Below are 19,344 nucleotides of genomic sequence, written 5' to 3' on the forward strand. Positions count from 1 at the left end.
GCCCAGGCCACCGTGGAGTTTGTAGAGTCAGCTGCGATCCGTCGACCCGCCCGAGTGGGGAGCCGGTCGGTCTCGGCCTTGAGGCACACCGGCCGTTGGCGCCAGACCACCCCGGCCCCTCAGACTATTCCGGCCCGGTGTGCGTGCAGTTCGGAGCGGACGAGTTCGAGGAGGCGACCGGTCCAGTTCCTGCCGCGACCGGCGTTGTCGCCCCAGAAGCCGGAGTCGGCGTCGTCGTAGACGAGGGTCGCGTCGCCCGTCGCCAGAAGGATCTCGGCCAGGTTGGGGTGCTGGGTGTACTTGGCCCGCAGCAGGCCGGTCATGACAGCGGTCCGGGCCTGCTCCCAGCCGTCGCGGCGGCGGGCGTCTGTGGCCAGCCTATGGGCGTCGGCGGCTGTGTCCGCGCCCGTGATCGCGGCCCGGGCGTCGGGGTCGGCAGCCGAGAGCGCCCAGTACGCGCAGGCGACGGAGGGGTAAGTGACGCCGTCGACGCCGATGGGTGCGGGGTAGTCGTTGCGCAGGGCCTTCTTGCCCGGATCGTCCGACGGCTTCAGCGGATACGAGTGGTACAGCTGGATCGCAGGCGCGACCGGGGTCGCCGGTCCGTCCGCAGGGAGCCGTGAGGGCCGTTCGGCGATCCACCGCGCCCTGTCCTCGAGGTAGGCGACTGCCCTGTCGTAGGCCTCCTGCGTGACCGGCTCGTCCGGCCAGTCCTCCATCTGCCCGCCCGGCCCGGCCACCAGGACCCGGAGCGGCCAGTCCTTCCGGTCCATGTCGCCGAGCGCGTAGCGCCGCTGGGTCCTGGGGATGGCGAGGTAGGCGGCGCGGGCGGCCGCCCGCTGCTCCTCGGTCCGGTCGGCGAGGAACGCGTCAACCGCGGCCAGGCACCGCTCCGTCGAGTCGGGGCGGCCGTTGAGCTGCTCGATGGTGTCCCGCACCTCGGCGAGCAGCAGCTCGGGGGTGAGCCAGGTGCGCGGCTCGCTGAATTTCCAGCCCGCCACGTCGTAGCCGGACGCCCTGCCGCCGTCGGGCAGTTCGGTGGCGACCCAGCCGCGGCGCAGCTTCTCCTCGAACTCGTCGAGGGTGACCAGGCCCCAGCAGTCGATGAGCCCGTCCGCGTAGATGAACAGGTCGGTCAGGTGGTAGTCGCCGTTGCGGATGAAGGCGTGCCGCCAGGTACCGGGTACGCGTATGCCGTCCGCCATGCGGTAGGTGATCCGGTTGCCGATCATCGCGCCATTGTGCCGGACCCGCGATGCACGCCGCCGGTGCATTGTGCTCCGCCCGTCTCCTGCACGGTGCCCCCCGGCCTCGCTGTGCGCGCCGCCGGGGGTGTACGGCCTGCCGCCGGTGCTTCCTCTTGGGGGAGAGGGAACTGGCGAGGAGCCTGCCGCTCACGATGCCCGGCAACAGGTCGATGGATCGGCCAGAGCGGAACGCGCCTCGGTACGCGCCGCTCGCGAACCGTACTGACCGGTCCGGCGGATGTGATCCGTGTCGTATCACGACGTGTGGCCACGGGATGATCGTCCGTCCCGGCCTGTCACGTGCCCGCAGCCTTCGAACGGCTGTCTCATCGCATAGCCTGGGTGCCAGATGCACCAGGTTCCGCTCCAGGAGGGATGTCTCAGATGGCCCAGACCACCCAGCTCCGTACGTATACCGTTCGTGACGGCATGCTCGAAGAGTGGGTGGAGCGGTGGCGCACGGAAATCGTGCCGCTGCGGCTGGAGTTGGGATTCACCATCGGTGGGGCGTGGGTGGACCGTGAGCGCAACCAGTTCGTCTGGCTGATCTCGTACGACGGCCCCGAGACGTTTGCGGAGCGCAATGCGATGTACTGGTCGTCGCCCGCCCGCAAAGCCATGAATCTTGACCCGGACGACTATCTTCTCAGCACCGAGGACCGCACGGTGGAAGAACGCTACTGACTACGTAGCCGTGAGCGGCAGCATGTGCTGACGCCGTTCGTGGTCTCCGAGCGTCCGGAAAACCCTTCCACGGGCGTGTGCTTCGAGACGGCCGAAGTCGGGGTCGGCGGACCATACGCGGGCAGTTCCGTCGAAGGAGGCGGTGAGCAGCCGCATGCTGTCCCGTGACCAGGCGATCGACGTCACCTTGTCCTGGTGGACCCCGACGATGGCGACCTCCTCGAAGGTCGCGGCGGACCAGACGCGCACGGTGCGGTCGTCGGAGCCCGTGGCGAAGTAATGTCCGTCGGGGGACCACGCGATGGCGCGGACGCGTCCCTCGTGGCCCTTCAGAATGTCGATGCGGCGTCCTGTGGCCGCGTCCCACACGGCGGCCGTCCAGTCGCCGGAAGCCGTGGCGAGGCGCAGTTCGTCCGGCGACCAGGCGACATCGTCCACGTAGTTGTCGTGGCCGCGCAGGACGGTGAGTTGCCGACTGTCGGCGACGTCCCACAGACGGCAGGTGCGGTCGTCGGAGGAGCTGGCAAGCATGCGGCCGCCGGGCGACCACGCGATGCGTCCCACCCAGTCCTGATGCCCCGTCAAGGCACACAGTTCGGTGCCGCTTTCTGCGGATCGGATGCGTACGGTGCCGTCGTGCCCGCCGGTGGCGATACGTAGACCGTCGGGCGACCAGGCGCATGCTTCGACGACTTCGCCACGATGCTCGAACAGGGTGCCGCCTGCTTCGTCCACGACGCGGAAGAGTCCGTCGTTGGTGCTGAGCGCGAGCCGCTGATGCTGCGGCGAACACGCCACGCTCCACACCCGGTCGTCCAGCGGCAGCGTCTGCGCGGTGGGAGCGCCGGTGGCCGCGTCCCACATGCGTACCGTGGCGTCGTCGGAGGCGGTGGCGATACGCGTCTCATCGGAGGACCAGGTTGCCTGGTTCACCGGGCCGGCGTGCCCGTCGACAAGCACCTGCTCGGCTCCTCGTGGGCGCAGGCCCCAGATCATCGCGGTGCCGTCGGTCGAGCTCGTGGCCAGCTGCGCGCCTGAGGGAGACCAGGTCACCCCCCACACGGTGTCGGTGTGCCCACGCAGTACGGCCAGGACCTTCGCGTCATCCGTGCCGACGATGCGGACGGTCCGGTCGGAGGACGCGGACGCGAGCATCCGGCCGTCCGGGGACCAGGCCAGGTTCCATACGTAATCGGTGTGTCCGCGCAGCAGCAGCCGAAGGTCGCCGGTCTGCGCGTCCCAGATCCGTGCCGTGTGGTCACCGGAACCCGTGGCGATGGAGCGTCCGTCCGGGGCCCACGCGATGCCCTCGACGAAGTCCCCGTGGCCGGTCAGGGTCGTGATGGGCGCGCATGTCGCCAAGTCCCACACCATCGCCGTCTGATCGTGGGAGGCGGAGGCCAGGCGGGTGCTGTCCGGGGACCAGGCGACGCCCCAGACGTCGTCGCGGTGTCCACGCATCTCGTGAACGAGACGGCCCGAGTCGGCTTCCCAGACTCTGACGACGCGGTCCTTGGACGATGCGGCGACATGCCGGCCGTCGGGCGACCAGGCCACCTGCCTGCCGATGTCGGCGGCCCCGGTCAGCAGCCGAACGGGAGCGCCGGTGGTGGCGTCCCAGATCCTGATCACGCGGTCCCGGCCCGCCGTGGCGAGGTGGGACGAATCGGGGGACCAGGCGACCGATTCGACCATCGCGCCGTCGGAAGGGAGGACGAGCAGCGACCGTCCCGACCGTGCGTCGAAGATCCGGGCGGTCCCGTCTCGGGAAGCCGTGGCCAACAGGCGTCCGTCAGGTGACCAGGCTGTGTGTCGGACCGTGTCCGTGTGGACGTCGAGTCGGGCGCGAAGATGACTGGCCGCCAGCGCCGTCATGAGACCGCGCCGGGCCGACGGTGTCGACGTGCACTCACCGAGCGCGGCCAAGGAGAGAAGGATGGCCTGCTCAGGTCGGGTCTCGGCGCTGCCGAGCACATGCTGCCCGATGCTGTCCGACACCCGGCGCAGAAAGGCCAGATCGCGTCGCTGTGAGGACTGGACGAGTGCGCGTGCCGGCTCCGATGCCTGCCCGGCCTCCTCAAGTGCGGCGAGCCACCGCTGGGCCAGGGAGAGACGTTCGCCCGTGAGGAGGTAGTCGTTGCTGCGGCCGGAGTGCTCCCAGTCCTCGGCCCACCGTTCGAGCTCGGCGCGTTCGCGCAGCTGCTCGACGCGCGCTTCGACTTCCTGCCTCAGCGGAGCCCATTGACGGAACAGCGCCTCGTGCGCCACCTGTGCGTAGGGCTCCGGAGCGGCGGCGGACGAGTCGCCGCGTACGCCGGTCGTCAGCAGCCGCGCGTCGACGAAGGCATCCACGACGTGGCGTTCCTGAGCGGTGAGTTCGGACAGCGGTACGTGACGGCGGGCGACTTCGTGCCCTTGAACGGTGACGAATCTGAGGAGCACCCGGAGCACGAAGTCGATCCCCTCGCTGGTGCCGATCTCCGCAACGGTGTGGTCCGCCTGCCGTGCGAGCGCGCCCGCCACTCCGCCGAGTTCGCGGTACAGCTCCTCGGTGACCGTTCCGCCGGGGCCGGCAGCGAAGTAGAGCTCCTGAAGGAGATAGGCGAGCAGCGGCAGGGCGTCGTCCGCGCCGGTCTCGTCCACGATGGTGTCGACGACGCCGGGCGCGAAGGAGAGACCGACCAGGGCACCCGGGCGCTCCACGACCTGAGCAAGCTGAGGTCTGCCCAAGGTACCGATGGCGATGGGACGTTGAACGATGTCAGCGTGGCCTGTGCCGAGCAGCCGCCCCAGGAGGTCCACCCGGAGCGTGGCGAGCACACGAATGCCGCAGTCCTGCTCGACACATGAGCGGAGCGCGTCGAGGAACTGTGTGCATTCCCGCTCCCCGGCGAGGGTGACCACCTCTTCCAACTGGTCGACCACCAGCAGCGTGCGCCGGAACCGGCCGCCACGCAGCCGGGACAGCTCCGCCTTCAGGGCCCCGGGCCCCTGACGCAGGCGCCGCAGCACGGCGCTCATCGGCTCGTGCCCGCCGCTGGCGGCCACGATGGCCGTCGCCAGGGCACCGAGAGGGTTGGGTCCGGGGGAGAAGGCGGGCAGCAGCGTCCACCGGCGTTCCCGTAACCGGGGCATCACTCCTGCTCTGATCAGCGAGGACTTTCCGCTGCCGGACGCGCCGACGAGCACCAGGAACCGGTCGGCAGGCTGCTCCGTCGATGCGTGGAGTCTGCGCGTGAGTTCGGCGGCCTGGACCTCCCGGCCGAAGAAGACCGCTGCCTCGTCTTCGTCGAAGGCGTCCAGCCCTGGGTACGGCACGCGGTCGCGCGGCCAGTCGACGTGCGGCGGTGCGGGGTTCTCCAGCCGGTACACGACGACCTGCCCGACCACCATGGCGACGATCAGCAGCCCGATGGCGGGTACGGACGCCTGCTGAATGGCCTGTAACAGCCAGGGCGCGTCGTCCGCGTTGGTGGCGTAGTTGGTGACGATGCCGAGCAGGCTCGCGACGAGTACGAGCATGATCTGGAGCGCGAGCTGTATGCGGTGCCTCATGCGGGACCGACTTCGGCCGTGTGGCTTTCCCCCAGCATCCCAGCCCCCTTGGCCCTGTCGACAGTCGGGCACCGGCTCTCTCACTGAACCTGCGGCGGCAGCGTCCGTGCCCGTGAAGTCCGTGCTCGTGAACATCATCGGGGGCGCGGGAGACGAACTCAACTCCGCGTAGGCAGACCAGCCACACAGCGCGAACTGCCGAGGCTGTTGAGGGAGTCGAGGGTGGCCGCGACGCGAGGGTGGTGGTCTGGTGGTGCCGGTGTCGCGCGGAGGGGGGTAATTGTCGGCTCTTCCGGGCCGAACGTGGTGTGGTCTGCGTACCGTTGATCAGGGTGGGGTGTGACGGGACAGGAAGCTGTGTACGCGGCGGCGGGGCGGCTGTACGCGGGGTGGGGCGTGACCGGGGTTGGGGCGGCGGCGTTGGGTGTGGGCGCGGGTGCGCGGGAGGTGGTGTGCGGATGACGGTGGACGACGAGCAGCAGGCGGAGCAGGGGCCCGGGTCGGGCATCCTGCATGTGTTCGGGCGGCAGTTGAAGCGGTTCCGTGAGTGCGAAAAGTACGACCGGGCGGCGTTCGGGGCGGCAACGGGGTACTCGGCCTCGACGATCGCGTCGTACGAGCAGGGGCGGCGGGTTCCGCCGCCGAGGTTCATCGAGCAGGCAGATGAGCTGTTGGGGGCGCGGGGTGTATTGGCGGAGATGAAGGAGGAGGTGGCGCGGGCTCAGTATCCGGCGTTCTTCAGGGATGCGGCCAAGTTGGAGGCCGAGGCCGTCGAACTCCATGTCTACGACACCCATGTGGTCAACGGGCTTTTGCAAACGGAGGAGTACGCGAGGGCCGTGTTCACCATGAGGAGGCCCATCCTGACCGAGGAGACGATCGAAGAGCGTGTCGTCGCCCGCCTGGCCCGGCAGGATGTCTTGGCGCGGATGCCCCTGCCCACGTTCAGCTTCGTCATCGAGGAATCGGTTCTCACCCGCCCCGCTGGAGGCCGTGGTGTGATGCGCGGACAGCTTGAGCAACTCCTGCTGTGCGGTGAGCGAAGGAACGTCGACATTCAAGTCATGCCGAACAAGCGTGAAGAGCACGCGGGACTGGCTGGTCCGTTCACCTTGATCGAGACGGAGGAAGGACGGAGGATCGCCTATGTGGAGGCGTACAAGCACAGCCGTCTCTACACAGACCGGAGGACTGTGCGGGAGCTCGAAGAGCAGTACGGTCTCCTTCGGGCGCAGGCGCTCACCCCGCGCGAATCGCTGGTCCTCATCGAGAAGTTGCTTGGAGAGACATGAACGTCGATAAGTCTGCGTCGGCTGCCCCTGAGCTGGCGTGGTTCAAGAGCAGCTACAGCAGCGGCGAGGGCGGTCAGTGCGTGGAGGTCGCGCCTCGCCCTGGGGTTGTGCACGTTCGCGACTCCAAGGACACCACCGTTCCGATCCTCACCGTGCCCGCGCAAGCGTGGGATGCCTTCGTCGGGTTCGCGGCGGGGAGCGGTGCCGTGTAGGTACGTAGTCGGCTTGGCGTGGGGCGGTTCTTAAGTGTTTGGGAACCGCCCCGCAGCGTTTGCGTCAGGCCTCCGCGGTGGTCGGCTCCGGCGGGGACCAGCGGCCGGCGGCGATCTCCGCGTCGAGCCGCGCCTGGAAGTGCGCGTGTGCGGCACGCATCTCGGTCTCGCGGTCGGCCTTGTAGAACGGCGCGGTGTAGCCCTCGGGGGGTTGGGTTGTGGCTTGGCTGCCGTGGTGCTCCACGAAGGCTGGGTAGATGTCCTTGGTCTGTCCGTGGCCGTAGGCATTGTAGTTGGCAGCGAGGCGGCGACCATTGCTGTCGAACCACATTTCACTTTCGTATCCCACGAGTTGAGGGAAGCGGGAGAGATAAAGGGCCACAAGTTCGTCCGCGCTGATGCCTAGCCACACCGCAACAAGAGCATCCAACTCGACCAGTGCCGCGCGGCGCTCGTACTCTGTGCGCAGGGGGGTCTCCGGGCCCCAGTCGGATGTGAGGTGTCCGGCCAGAGGGCGGAGCCTGGGCCAAGGGCGGGCCCAGTCCTCATAGCCTGGCCACGTTAGTCGATACAGTTCCGACCAGAGTGGCGCGTATGCCGAAGTGAGGCAGTTCAGGCGGAGAGTGCGCAACAGAAGTGGATCGGCAAGGGGGTGGACTGATGCGGGTGCAGGAAGTGTACGAGCGTCGGCGACGTCGAGATGCCCGCGCCCACTAATGCGCACGGCATAGTCCAGGGGCAACGTAGCCCAAAAACCTGTTGTCAGCACGGTTGTGCGGTTGTCCGCGCATGCCATGCTTCGCATACCGTGAATATGTGACGGCCCGGGAGGGATGAGAGCCACGAAGAGGCTGCGCTCTGTGGCAGAGGGAATCATCTCGCGCCATACGGCACGGAAGTACTCTGTGTACGGCCTTCCATTCCACCGGTCTTGTGCAGCCTGGAATGCATCAGCACCGCACGCGCGCTGGTAGTCGGAGGACGGCACACCATCGGGATGAAGGTCGACGAGCCATGCGGGTGCATCAACGCGGGAGGTGTGTGGGGGCTGCTTTGCGAAGGGCGTGGCGATCGAAATCTGGGGGCCACGCATGATCACCTCCTTCCAGTCGGCGGGAGCGAAAGTCTCCCAGCGGATCAGCCCAGCATCCTTCGCTCCCTTCTCATCGAATCCGCGGGTAATGGAGGGGCTATGGTCATTCAAGCGCAAGGATGTTACCGCAAGGGCGTCAATTGCGTTCTGCTCTGCCGTGCTAACGGGGTAGAGCAGCCTCGTCTCTTCGATAGGTGTTTCTGTTTCGCCAGCCAGGCGTTGCCAGCGCTCAAGGACACCCGCATCGACTTCTACTAGGCGCGCACGATGGGGGCGCAGGTCCCAATGCCCTTCATGCTTGATGCGGGGGAGTGGGCCGGAGCCGTCGTGAGCGAATGAGTTGATGAGCGGAACAGAATCAAAAAGCCAACTGACATGGGTGAATGAGATCTCGCGGTCGGCCCCGTAGATATGGATTCCGAACTCTTTGGTCCAAGTCACCTCTGCGAACAGGAGGCGGAGGTTCTGAAAGTGGCCATGAACCCGAAGATGGCGGTAGGCCGCACTACGAAGGCGGCCTTCCTTGTTTCCTGCGAAGTGGGTGTCGGGGTGAATGAGGCCGACGACTCCGGTTGTCCCGTTGGCGTCCCATGTTCGACACATGAATGCCCGGTAGAGATCCGGCTGAGTGCCGGCCAGCAACGGATAACTCGTGGGACTGCTTAGCGCAGCAACAGCCCCGACATTGGCTGCAAGCTCTCCCAAGAAGTACTGGGAGGTTTCCACTCTGTCCCCGAGTACTTCGTCCTTTCTGAGTCGCCATTCTCCCGTGCCTGGCTTGTCCGAGAGTATGAACCACGGCTCTAGCTCTGCTAGTACAACGTCCTCTTCCCAGCGGGGCCTCACCCAGGGCGGGTTCCCCACCTGCAAGTCGTACCCGCCCCGCCCAAACACCTGGGAGAACTCCAACTCCCAGTGGAAGAAGCCCTGCTGGGTCGCGACGTCATGCGCAGCGCCCGCCCACGGGTAGCGCTCCTCCAGGTGATGCGCCCGGTCCATGCCCATGTAATCCGGGAGGTCGTCCTCGTACGGGGTCAGCTCAGACAGCGACTCGAACTCCGAGATCAGCGAGTCCGCCGGGACTTCCTGCGTACCGAGTAGCGACTCCGCGAAGGCCAGCCAGTCGTCCAGGTTCGCGAGAGGGATCACCACACGTCGCTGGGCCGTGATCGCTTCCTTACGACCGCGCGTCCGGCGCTTGTCCACGTCCTCCCGCGTCAGCGAGAGTTGCTTGGCGTCGGTCTCGAAGCCAGGGAGCGCGTCTTCTGCCCATGAGATCAGGACGCCTTCGGACTCCTCCGGCATGGAAGACAGCGCGGTCTCGTACATCGCCGCCCGCTCCGCTGCCTGAGCGGCGCGCTGGTAGTACGGATTCGTTCCGTCCAGTATCGATGCCTCATGGACCGGCCAGAACCACAGCGCGCACCACGCGTCCATCAACGTCTTGAGACGCCAATACGGGGTGTCCTCCCGCTCGAGGTCGGCCAGCACGTCCTCGCGCTGTACCGCCTCCACCGGCTGGCGCAGCCACTCACTCTCCGCGCCCCACACATCGATCTTGCGCGAGATGTCCCGCTCTGAGATCTCCAGACGCCGGCACACCAGCCCCCACAGATACTCCGCCCGCCGGGCCAAGCCCTGAAGGCGCGCAACCTGCTTCGTGCTCGGCGACTTGGTGATCGCCTTCCGCCACGCCCCCAGCGCCTTCGCCTCGTCCGGCGCGAGCGCCTTCGCTTCCTTCTCGGCGGCGACCGCGCCCCACTCCTTCGCCGGGAGCAGGAAGTGGTGCACCGCCCCCTCCGGCAGCCCACCGGCCGCCTCCGTCAGCGGGAAGCGCTCCGGCGTCGTCCCCAGCCAACCGCCCTTCTTCAAGCGCTCTGGCCCGTAGATCTCCCTGCGCCCACCGATCAGCGAGTTGCCCCGCCGCAGGTGCAGTCCGAACCACGGTGCCTCCATGCCGGGATGCATGGTGTTCAGCCACAGCGAGACCTCCGCCAGCTCGACCGCCGTCGAGTTGAGGTCCACGCCGTAAGAGTTGTGCAGCGCGATGTAAGCCTTGACCTTCTGGAGTTCGATCGGGTACTTCTCCGTGTCGATCGCCTCGCCGGTCTCCTCCTGCCGACGCCGCAGGTACTCCGCCGCGACCTGGTTGATCGCCTCGTTCAAGAACGCCCCGGACCCCAGCGCCGGCTCGCAGATCTTCCAGTCCAGCAGCTCCCGTGCCTCGGTCGTCGTCCCGTCCTGGTCCAACCGATGCTGGAGCGCCAGCTGCACCGTCACCTTCGTCAGCGACTCCGGTGTGTAGTAGGACGCCGAGGTCTGACGGTCACGGCCCGACAGCCGGTACACGAACGCCCCCGGCCGGTACCGGACCGGCACCTCCTCGCCCGTGTCCTCGTCCCGGTGCCGTACGAAGAAGTTCGCGTACTCGTCGGCCTTGCACTCGGGCACCAGCCAAGACCCGTCTTTCGGGTCGCCGCCCTTCGCGACCTCGTACAGCTCCTCGCCCGCGACAAAGCCCGAGTACGACATCAGGCCCTCGTACACCGCGCCGAGCTGGTTGATGCCGAGCTGCGCGTACGAGATGAAGCCGCCGCGCTCGCCCTTCTTGCCCTTGGTGAGCATCAGCTTGCGCAGCACCTGGTAGAGCGTGGCGTTGCGCAGCCGCGTGTCCAGGTATCGAGGTCCGCCCTCCGCGTCCTCGTCGTACCTCGGGTCGGGTACGGACTCGGCCCCGATCAGGCGGATGGACTCGCCCTCGAAGAGCTTCGAGTGCAGCGGCTCGAAGCGCAGCCCGATGTCTTCGGACGCCTTCTCCTCGGCGACCCCGTGTGTACGACGCGGCCGGTACCCCTCCTGCACCTTCCGGAACAGCAGGTCCAGCGACTCGTACAGGTAGAAGCCCTCGCGCGCCTTCTCGCCGACTAGGTCCCGCTCGGCGACCAGTTCGCCCAGCCGGCCGAGCCCGTACCCCTGGTGGTACTCCGGGTAGTCGGACGGCAGGATGCCCAGCTCGGGCCGGGCCTCCGCGTACAGCAGGAACAGGATCCGGTACAGATAGCGCAACGACTCGCGCGTCAACTGCTGGGCCAGTTCCGGGAGTTCCTTGAGGTCCTCCAGTCGTACGCCCTCATGTCCCCGAACACGCTCCAGGACCTCGTTCGCGATCAGCTCCACCGACTGGCGCAGCCCGTCCCGCAGGTCCGAGGAGACGCCCACCGCGTGCTTGGTCGACTTGTCGACGAGACCCGCCAGGGGATTCTCGCCGCCCTCCTCCGGCGTACGGAGCGAATCCGCGCCGAACAGGGCCGCCAGGGTGTCCAGTTCCTGGCCGTCCTTGGTGTTGTTGCGGTCGAGCGCGGTGTCCAGCGAGGCCGCGAGGTAGCGGCCCTCGCCCCACGCGGCGCGGTCGGCGAGCACGATGACGCCACCGGCCAGCAGCAGCACATACCGCGGGGCGTCCTCGCAGGCGAAGAGGAACGAGGCGAGCTTGGAGCCGGTCCGCACCACGTTCTGAGCGTCAAGCTGCAATGGGTGGAGGAGGCGGCCCGCGCCCTCTGGGTCCAGGGCCGCGTCCGGCTCGGCGGCCCAGCCGCAGTCGAGGGCGACGAGGCCCGGTTCGGCGTGGGCGACCTCGACCTCGTGCGTGTTGTCCGCGCGGCGGACGGTGAGCGTCTGGGGCTTGCCGTCGTAGCCCAGTGCGCGCAGCACGAGGATGTTGAGGTCGGCCGCCCGTCGGCGCCACTCGGGTGCGTCGTACGTCGTCGCCTCGTCGGCCGTGGCGGCGGCCTCCGCGAAGAAGGCGCGGGCCCTGAAGTACGGGCGGCGCAGGCCGCGCAGGCCCACGCGCGGGGTGACGGGCAGGGGCTCGGGGTCACTGCCTGTGTACTCGATCCAGTCGCCCGTGGCCCCGGCTGCCTTCGCCTCCTCCTCGCGCTCCTTCCACTTCGCGAGCAGCCCGGACTTGAGGTCCTTGGGGAAGACCTCGGCCAGGTAGTGCGCGGAGAAGTAGTCGCCGCGGTTGACCAGGGAGTCGTACGTCATGGTGCGGGAACCTCCTGGTTCAGTCGCGGGCGGGAGCGGGCGAAGGGATGGAAGAGGCCGCGTCGAGGACGGCGAGCACGCGCAGCATCGGGCGGCCGGTGGTCAGCAGCGAGTCGGCCAGCCGAGCCAGGTCGGTCTTGGTCGTGCCGCCGGCCTGGCTGAGCTGTTCCCAGTCGCCGAGCCGCTGCTTGTACTGCTCGATCGGCTGGAGCAGTGCCCGGTCCCAGTCCTGGCTGTGCCGGTCGAGGAAGCGCTCGGCCTCCTCCAGCGCTGCCGGGATGCCGGACCGCAGGGCCTCCAGGTCGTGGCGGTGCAGCGGGTTGGCCATAGTGGGGCCGACACCGGCCCGGCGCAGCAGGGAGACCATGTCGTCGGTGACCTCGTCGCCCGTGACGGCCATCCACTTCACGACCGTCGGGCGACCCAGCGCGTTGGAGTAGATGCCCTGGATCAGGTACGTCGGGGCCGTGACGTCGGCCGTGATGGCCGGGGCCTCCTGGCGGCCGAGGCTGACCAGCACCTTGTCGGTCAGCCACTCCACCACCGGGTGGAGGTCGGTCAGCAGGGAGATCTCCGGCCAGCTGGAGGTGGCCGACTCCCGGGCCCGTACCAACGACAGGTCGGCGAGCTTGCGGTTCAGCGTCACCAACAGGCGCTCGTGGAGGCGCTGTTCGCGGCGGTAGTCGGGCGGCAGGGACTTCATGCGGTGGACCAGGTCCGACGGGGGCCGGAAGGAGATCAGACCGGTCTCGGTGTCGCGGTCCATCTCCAGCTGCCGCTGGGCGTCCGGGAACACCTCGCGTACTGCCTCGTCGATGAACTCGCGGGTGCCGGCGAACAGGCGCGGAACGTCCGCGGTCGCCGGAGCCGTATCCGACCCGTCCTCATCGGCTCCCTCGTCACCGACCGCGTCGACCGAGCCGAAGAAGTCGGCGAGGAAGTCGTCGTCCGCTTCCGCCGCCTCCGCGGCCGTGTGCTGCAACGACTCGTCGACCGTACGGCCCTTGAGCAGGTCCTGGATGAGGGACTTCTCCTCGGCTTCCGCCCGGTAGAGCCCGCTCACCCCCTCTGCCGTACCCAGCGAACGGTGCGCCTCGTCCTCGCGCTCCAGCAGGCGTTCCGCGACCGTGCGGTCGTCCTTCGCGCCGTCGACCTCGCTCATGAGGATCAGCGCGCGGAACTGCGGCTGGTGGGCCTGACCGTAGCGGTCGATACGGCCGTTGCGCTGTTCGATGCGGATCAGCGACCACGGCACGTCGTAGTGGATGAGCTGGTGGCACTGACGGTGCAGGTTGACACCCTCGGAGGCCACGTCTCCCGTGAACAGGATGCGTACGGGGGTGTCGGCGAGGCCGAAGTCCTCCACGCACTGCATCTGCTGCTCGTCGGAGAGCCCGCCGTGCATCACGCGCGCGGCTTCCGTCAGCGCCTTGCCCTTGAAGCCGAGCGCTGCCGGTACGGTCTCGCGCAGCCACTCCAGCGTCTGGACGCGCTCGGAGAAGACCACCACCCGGGTGTCGTTCTTCGGGCCGACGCCGATCGCCCGCAGCTGCTCGACCAGCGCGCCGAACTTCGCCGAGTCCGACTCCTGCATTCCCGAAGTCAGCTCGCGCAGCCGGTTCAGCGCGATGCGCTCCGGCGCCTGGGGGTCGGCGAACTCCTTGCTGCTCAAGGTCTTGATACGGGCCGCGACCGTCGCCCGGAACGCGACGTGCGACGACAGGAAGGACTTCAGCAGCGTGTAAGGGAACAGCGGCACATCGCTGACGGACTTGCCGTCCTCAGGCAGCCACACCTGCGCCAGCTCCTCGAAAACCTTCTCCTCGGCCGGGGTGGCCACGCAGCGCACCGACTCCGACGGGCCGCGGTCCGCCCACTGGCCCTTCATCTGGTCGCGTACCTCGGGGCTGACCTTGGTACGGCGGATGAACAGGTGCTCGATGTCCTTCGCCTCGTACCGCTCGGGGTCGCGGATAGCGGCCGGGTCGAGCAGGGAGATCAGCTCGGCGAAGGAGCGGGCGTCGCCGTTGTGCGGGGTGGCGGAGGCGAGGATCAGGGCGTCGGTGCGCGGGGCGAGGAGCTGGGCGAGCTGGTTGCGCAGCGAGCCGCGGTTGATCAGGTTGTGGGACTCGTCGATGACGACCGCGTCCCAGCGGATCTGCTCCAGGTGGTGCTTGTACTGGTCGGTGTTCTTGAGGGTGTCGATGGAGACGATGACCCGCTTGAAGTACGTGAACGGGTTGCGGCCCGCCGGGATCTCCCGCTGCACCTTCTCGATGCCGGCCGAGTCGAGCCGGATCAGCGGGATCGCGAACCGCGTCCACAGCTCGTGCTGGAACTGCTCCAGGACGTGCTGCGGGGTGACGACGAGGATGCGCTCGCCCCGGCCCCGGCGGATCAGCTCGGCCAACGTGAGACCGATCTCCAGCGTCTTGCCGAGGCCGACGACGTCGGCGATGAGCAGGCGGGGACGCAGATTACGGCCGGAGAGCGCGAGCTGCGCCGGGCGGTGCTGGTAGGGGAGCGAGTCGAGCAGGAAGCTGTCGGCGAGGGCGAGACCGCGCTCGGACTGGGGGAGCGGGGTCTTGCGGAGCACGGCCTCCAGAAAGAGCCGGCTGCGCCGGAAGTTGGCCGAGTCGTCATTGATCAGCTTGGTGCGGCGCGGGTCCATCAGCTCCACGTCGTCCAGGGCCGTGAAGAACACGGCCTCCTGGTCGCGGACGAACTCCGAGACGCCGACGGCCTCGATCCGGTCCCCGTCGTGGGCGGTGCGCGTGACGTTCCGTACGAGCCACTCCTCGTCGCGTACGACGATCTGTGCGCCCGGCGGGTACTGGGCGGACGCCTCGCCGGCCGCCCCGGTGTGCCGGTCCGTGCGCTCCTGCTCGACGGTCACGGGCGCTGCCTCCTGTGCTGGTGTTGCTGCTGCTGTACGGGGTGGTGCGGGGCGAGGTCCCGCGCGTCAGAACGAGGCGCTCTGCGCGTACGTCTCGCGCAGCTGCTGGGCCACCTTGCGGGCCTGGACCGAGTGGCGCAGGGGCGCCGGGGCCGCGGGCCGCTTCGGCTTCAGCGGTGTGGGCGAGGGCGCAGGGTCCGGGATCTTCACGGTCGGTGTATATGCGGTGGCCGCGGGGGTGTCCAGGGGGAGCGTGGGCGCAGGCGGCTCCTGCGTGACCGGCAGGGTTGAAGCCTCGGCGGCAGCGGCGCTCTCGGCGGCGGGCGGCGTGGCCCCCGGGGCGGTGAACGCCGTCAGCCGGCGGCGCGCCTGCGCCACCTTCATGCCCTGGGCCTCGATGACCGCCCGGCACTGCTGCACCACCTTGGGCAGCGTGGGCCGGTCGGCGGGGGCGTACGACAGCATTGCCGTCAGCAGCGGGACCAGCTCCTGCGGTGTGCCGGTCAGGTCCGGCTCCTTCGACCGCTCGGTGATCATGTGGAACATGACGTGGACGTTGTCGGCCTGGTACGGGTAATGGCCGGTCGCCGCGTAGAGCAGCACCGCGCCGAGCGCGTACACGTCGACGGGTGGCTGGTGGGGCTTGATGCCGTTCGCCTGCTCCGGGGACATGCAGGCAGGCGTGCCCATCACCGTGTTGGGCGCCGTGAGGGTGACGCCGGTCTCGGTGAAGGCTGCGAGCCCGAAGTCGATGATCTTGGGGCCGTTCGGTCCGAGGAGAACGTTCGCGGGCTTGAGGTCCCGGTGGACGAGGCCCTGTTTGTGCACGGCCGCCAGCGCTTCGGCGAGCGTCGCGCCGAGCGAAGCGACGAGGACGGAGGGGAGTGGGCCGTGGGTGGTGATGTGCTTGCGCAGATCGGGGCCGTCGACGTACTCCGTCGCGAGCCAAGGGCGCTCGGCCTCCGGGTCGGCATCCAGGAACGCGGCGATGCGCGGGCCCCACACGGTCTTGAGAACCTCGATCTCCTGCGCGAAGCGCAGACGCGCCTCGGAGTCCACGACGGATGCCTTGATCACCTTCACGGCCGCCGGTTCACCGCCGGGCGACTCGCCGAGGTAGACCTGCCCCATGCCGCCGTGCCCGATCCTGCCGAGCAGCTCGAAGCCGCCGAGGTCGACCGGGTCCTCGGGGCTGAGCGGGGTCGTCTGCACGTGGTTCCTCGTTCGGGGCTGATCGGGTGAAAGCGCCGGTAACACGTTAGACGACTGCGTACGGTCATGAAGCCGGTACGGGGCAGGAGACGCACCGACAGCCGCGTGGGCCATGCAGGCGAGGCCGCTCGCCTCCAGGCGTGATATGTGTAGGCGCCTTCACAACAACTCCATATCGTGTTGGCGGACTCCGGTGTGTCGGCCTATGGCGGCTGATAAGTAGATACCTCCAGGGGGGACCTGTGAGAGCGGCTACCCCTGTGCGCCCTGCTCAGGAGGTACCTCCCGCATGACCCGCCCGCCCCGGCCCGCGTCCGCCTCCGTCAGCGACCCCGGTCTTGAGCGGCTGAAAGCGGTCCTCGACGGCTGGCGCAGCTCGCTCCTCGACCTGAGCGGCCGGAACCGCCTCCTCAACTTCCGCCACACCAGGACCGCCACGCTGGAGATCACCTCGCCCGGCGCCGGCGTACTCCTGTCGGGCCTCGCCAAGGGCTGGGATTTCGCACCCGTGGCGGAGGAGGCGGGCGACCGCGAGGATGTCGCCGTGGGGCGGATCGGTCCCGGTCTGATCACGCAGAAGGCCACGCAGGCAAGCCTGAACAGCGCCCTCTATCAACTGCGTTCGAAGTCCGGCCAGATGTTCAACGACTACGGCCTGTGGGTGCTGTGGCTGGGTGTCGGCATGCTCGACTGGCGTGAGGAAGGCGCCCAGGAAAGCAGCTCCGCCCCGCTGCTCCTGGTCCCGGTCGAGCTGCGCCGGGACAGCCACCGCCGCTACCGCCTGCACCTGGCCGACGACCAGGACCGCGTCCACAACCCTGCGCTCGCGGTCAAGCTGGACAGGCTCGGAGTGGACTGGAGCCCGGTCACAGCCACCGACGTCACGGACCTGCCTGCCGTGCTCTCGGCCGCCCGCGGCGTCGCGGCAGGTCTGAAGGGCTGGTCGGTCGACGAACGCGTCGTACTGGGCCTGTTCGCCTCGCATCGGGAGGCCATGTACCAGGACCTCCAGCAGAACGAGGCGCAGATCCTCGGCCACCCCCTCGTACGGGCCGTCGCGCTGGGCCCCGACGCGGGCCTTCCCGACGACGTGATCGGCTTCGAGCCTCCGGAGCTGGACCGCATCGACGACGTCCAGCTGCCGGAGAAGACACCGCTGGTCCTGGACGCCGACGCCTCGCAACGACAGTGCATCGCGGCCGCCCTCGACAACCGGTCGTTCGTCATGAGCGGCCCGCCCGGTACCGGCAAGAGCCAGACCATCACCAACATGATCGCCGCCCTGATGCACGCGGGCCGCAGCGTGCTGTTCGTCAGTGAGAAGGCCGCGGCACTCGACGTCGTGCGCAACCGCCTGCGCAGCGTGGGACTCGGCGACTTCGTCATGGCACTGCACAGCGGCGACACGAGCAAGAAGGCGGTTGCCACGGAACTTGCGCGGGTGCTCACCACAGAGGCCCGAGTCACCGGAGCCGCCGAACACGAACTGGAGCGGGCGCGGAAGCTGCGTGAGGAACTGTCCTCCTACGCCGCCGCCATGAACCAGACCCGCGAGCCGCTGCAGCGTACGTTGCACGACGTCCTCGGACGCCTTGTCCTGCTGGAGCAGGCCGGCACGCGGCAGCTTCCGCTGTCCGCCAAGAATGCGCAGACCGTGCGCACCCTGAGCGCCGGTGCCATGCAGGAGCTCTCAGCCGCGGCGCAAGCCATCAGCAGAGCATGGCGGCCCGCGGCCGAGGGGGAGTCCTTCCCCTGGCGTGGACTGGTCGGCACCTCTGCGCACCAGATTGTCGCGGAAGCCTCGGGCGCTCTGGAGGCACTCACGGCCGTAGTCGGACGCCGCCCCTTCGCCGCCGCGCAGGACGAGGCTCGCTCGGTTCGCGAGCTCCAGCAGGCCGTCCGTACCCTGCGGGCGGGACTGCAGAACGACCTGCAGGTCCCGCCCGATACTGCATTGCCCGACGATGTGTCCGGCCAACTCGGGCAGCTGGCCGACCTGTTCGGGATGCCCAAACCGGACCGGGCCGAGGCGGCCTTCGCCCTCTGCGGGCTCGCCGACCTGACGACGGCCGAGCACCGGCCGCCCGGCGGATGGTTCGAGCCCGCCACCCTGCGCCGCGCCCATGACGCCGCGGAGGAGCTTCGACAGGCCCTGGCCGAGGAGACACGGGCCCGCACCGCAGCCGAGGACGTCTTCGGCGAGCAGGTGCTGCGCGCCGACGATCTTCCCGAACTGGTGGGCCGCTTCGCCGAGCAACACCGCGGCCTGATGGCCCGTTTCTCCGCCCAGTACAAGGCCGACCGCGCGGCCGTCGTGGCACTCACCCGCGGCGGGACGTGGGACAAGTCCCTCGTGGGGCGGCTGGAGCAGGCGCTCGGCTGGCAGCGTGCCTCGGCCGACGTGGCTCGTCTCGCCGACCTGCACTCCGCTGTTCTGGGCCGCTGGACCCCACGCACACAGGAGGCCGTCGAAGCGCTCGACCGAGCCCTGGCCAACGCCGACCGTGTCGCCGAACTGGGCGGCGAGGCGGAGCTCCGCGACCTCCTCGCCGCTCAGCTGGCCGACGGCACCGACACCGATCCGCTGCCGCGCCTGCTGGCCGAGAACGTAAGGCGTTCCCTCAGCATCTGGTGCGCGATCGCGGTAGGCCGTGCCGAGCGCTGGTCCCGCTCCGTGACCGCGCTGCTCGAACTATTCGACGACGACCGCCGCACCCGTCTCTCCCCCTCCCTGCTCGGTACGTTCGACCAGGCACAGCAGGTGGTCGACCTGCTGCTCGCAGACCCGCACGGACCCGAGGAATGGCGCGCGTACCGCGACGGCCTCGCCGTACTCGCCCGCCACGGCGCCGACGACCTCGTCGCCGGCGCGGCCGAGCGGGCGATCGACCCGCGGCAACTGCCGGACGTCGTCGAGCAGGCGATGCTCCGCTCCTGGGCCGACGGGATCCTCGCCACCGATGCACGACTGCGCCACACACGCTCCGACGACCTCGACGCGCGCGTCTCCGACTTCAGGGCGGCCGACCCGCCGCCTCGTCGCCGCGGCGGGCGGCGCGGTGATCGAGGCCTGCAACCAGCGGCGGCCGCGCCGCTTCGGCAGCGGTAG

Annotated in this window: 9 protein-coding genes; 4 read left to right on the forward strand and 5 right to left on the reverse strand. The window is 68.9% G+C overall.

Annotated features, from left to right (window positions below; genetic code table 11):
- Positions 1–119: 119 nt before the first annotated feature.
- Positions 120–1,232, reverse strand: a complete 1,113-nt coding sequence (locus ACWCP0_RS03910; RefSeq protein WP_451077248.1) for an NADAR family protein — start codon at positions 1,230–1,232, stop codon at positions 120–122.
- 399 nt (positions 1,233–1,631) lie between these two features.
- On the opposite strand from ACWCP0_RS03910, the gene ACWCP0_RS03915 reads away from it, so the two are divergent.
- Positions 1,632–1,931 carry an NIPSNAP family protein gene (locus tag ACWCP0_RS03915; RefSeq protein ID WP_451077249.1) on the forward strand — a complete coding sequence of 100 codons (300 nt, stop codon included), beginning with the start codon at positions 1,632–1,634 and terminating at the stop codon, positions 1,929–1,931.
- On the opposite strand, the gene ACWCP0_RS03920 is transcribed toward ACWCP0_RS03915, so the two are convergent.
- Positions 1,932–5,486: an nSTAND1 domain-containing NTPase gene (locus tag ACWCP0_RS03920; RefSeq protein WP_451077250.1), complete on the reverse strand. Its 3,555-nt coding sequence runs from the start codon at positions 5,484–5,486 to the stop codon at positions 1,932–1,934.
- Between the two features lie 458 nt (positions 5,487–5,944).
- Here ACWCP0_RS03920 and ACWCP0_RS03925 point away from each other — a divergent pair, with 458 nt between their 5' ends.
- Both ACWCP0_RS03925 and ACWCP0_RS03930 read left to right on the forward strand, forming a co-directional pair.
- Positions 5,945–6,778: a helix-turn-helix domain-containing protein gene (locus ACWCP0_RS03925; RefSeq protein WP_451077251.1), complete on the forward strand. Its 834-nt coding sequence runs from the start codon at positions 5,945–5,947 to the stop codon at positions 6,776–6,778.
- On the forward strand, positions 6,775–6,990 hold the full coding sequence (locus ACWCP0_RS03930; RefSeq protein WP_451077252.1) for a DUF397 domain-containing protein: 216 nt from the start codon (positions 6,775–6,777) through the stop codon (positions 6,988–6,990). The genes ACWCP0_RS03925 and ACWCP0_RS03930 overlap by 4 nt, the downstream gene beginning before the upstream one ends.
- Positions 6,991–7,054: 64 nt before the next feature.
- On the opposite strand, the gene ACWCP0_RS03935 is transcribed toward ACWCP0_RS03930, so the two are convergent.
- From ACWCP0_RS03935 to ACWCP0_RS03945, 3 genes are all read right to left on the reverse strand, one after another.
- Positions 7,055–11,929: a class I SAM-dependent DNA methyltransferase gene (locus ACWCP0_RS03935; protein ID WP_451077253.1), complete on the reverse strand. Its 4,875-nt coding sequence runs from the start codon at positions 11,927–11,929 to the stop codon at positions 7,055–7,057.
- 217 nt (positions 11,930–12,146) lie between these two features.
- On the reverse strand, positions 12,147–15,023 hold the full coding sequence (locus ACWCP0_RS03940; RefSeq protein ID WP_451077254.1) for an SNF2-related protein: 2,877 nt from the start codon (positions 15,021–15,023) through the stop codon (positions 12,147–12,149).
- A gap of 66 nt (positions 15,024–15,089) precedes the next feature.
- On the reverse strand, positions 15,090–16,235 hold the full coding sequence (locus ACWCP0_RS03945) for a serine/threonine-protein kinase (RefSeq protein ID WP_451077255.1): 1,146 nt from the start codon (positions 16,233–16,235) through the stop codon (positions 15,090–15,092).
- A 289-nt stretch (positions 16,236–16,524) separates the two neighbouring features.
- Between ACWCP0_RS03945 and ACWCP0_RS03950 the strand changes: the two genes are divergently transcribed.
- Complete coding sequence (locus tag ACWCP0_RS03950) at positions 16,525–19,344, forward strand: DUF4011 domain-containing protein (RefSeq protein WP_451077256.1); 2,820 nt, start codon at positions 16,525–16,527, stop codon at positions 19,342–19,344.

This window comes from Streptomyces sp. NPDC001970, from assembly GCF_053594115.1.

Coding starts and splice junctions, on each gene's coding strand:
- ACWCP0_RS03925 (WP_451077251.1), top strand. CDS start 5,945: ATGACGGTGGACGACGAGCAGCAGGCGGAGCAGGGGCCCGGGTCGGGC.
- ACWCP0_RS03930 (WP_451077252.1), top strand. CDS start 6,775: ATGAACGTCGATAAGTCTGCGTCGGCTGCCCCTGAGCTGGCGTGGTTC.
- ACWCP0_RS03910 (WP_451077248.1), bottom strand. CDS start 1,232: ATGATCGGCAACCGGATCACCTACCGCATGGCGGACGGCATACGCGTA.
- ACWCP0_RS03920 (WP_451077250.1), bottom strand. CDS start 5,486: ATGAGGCACCGCATACAGCTCGCGCTCCAGATCATGCTCGTACTCGTC.
- ACWCP0_RS03915 (WP_451077249.1), top strand. CDS start 1,632: ATGGCCCAGACCACCCAGCTCCGTACGTATACCGTTCGTGACGGCATG.
- ACWCP0_RS03950 (WP_451077256.1), top strand. CDS start 16,525: ATGACCCGCCCGCCCCGGCCCGCGTCCGCCTCCGTCAGCGACCCCGGT.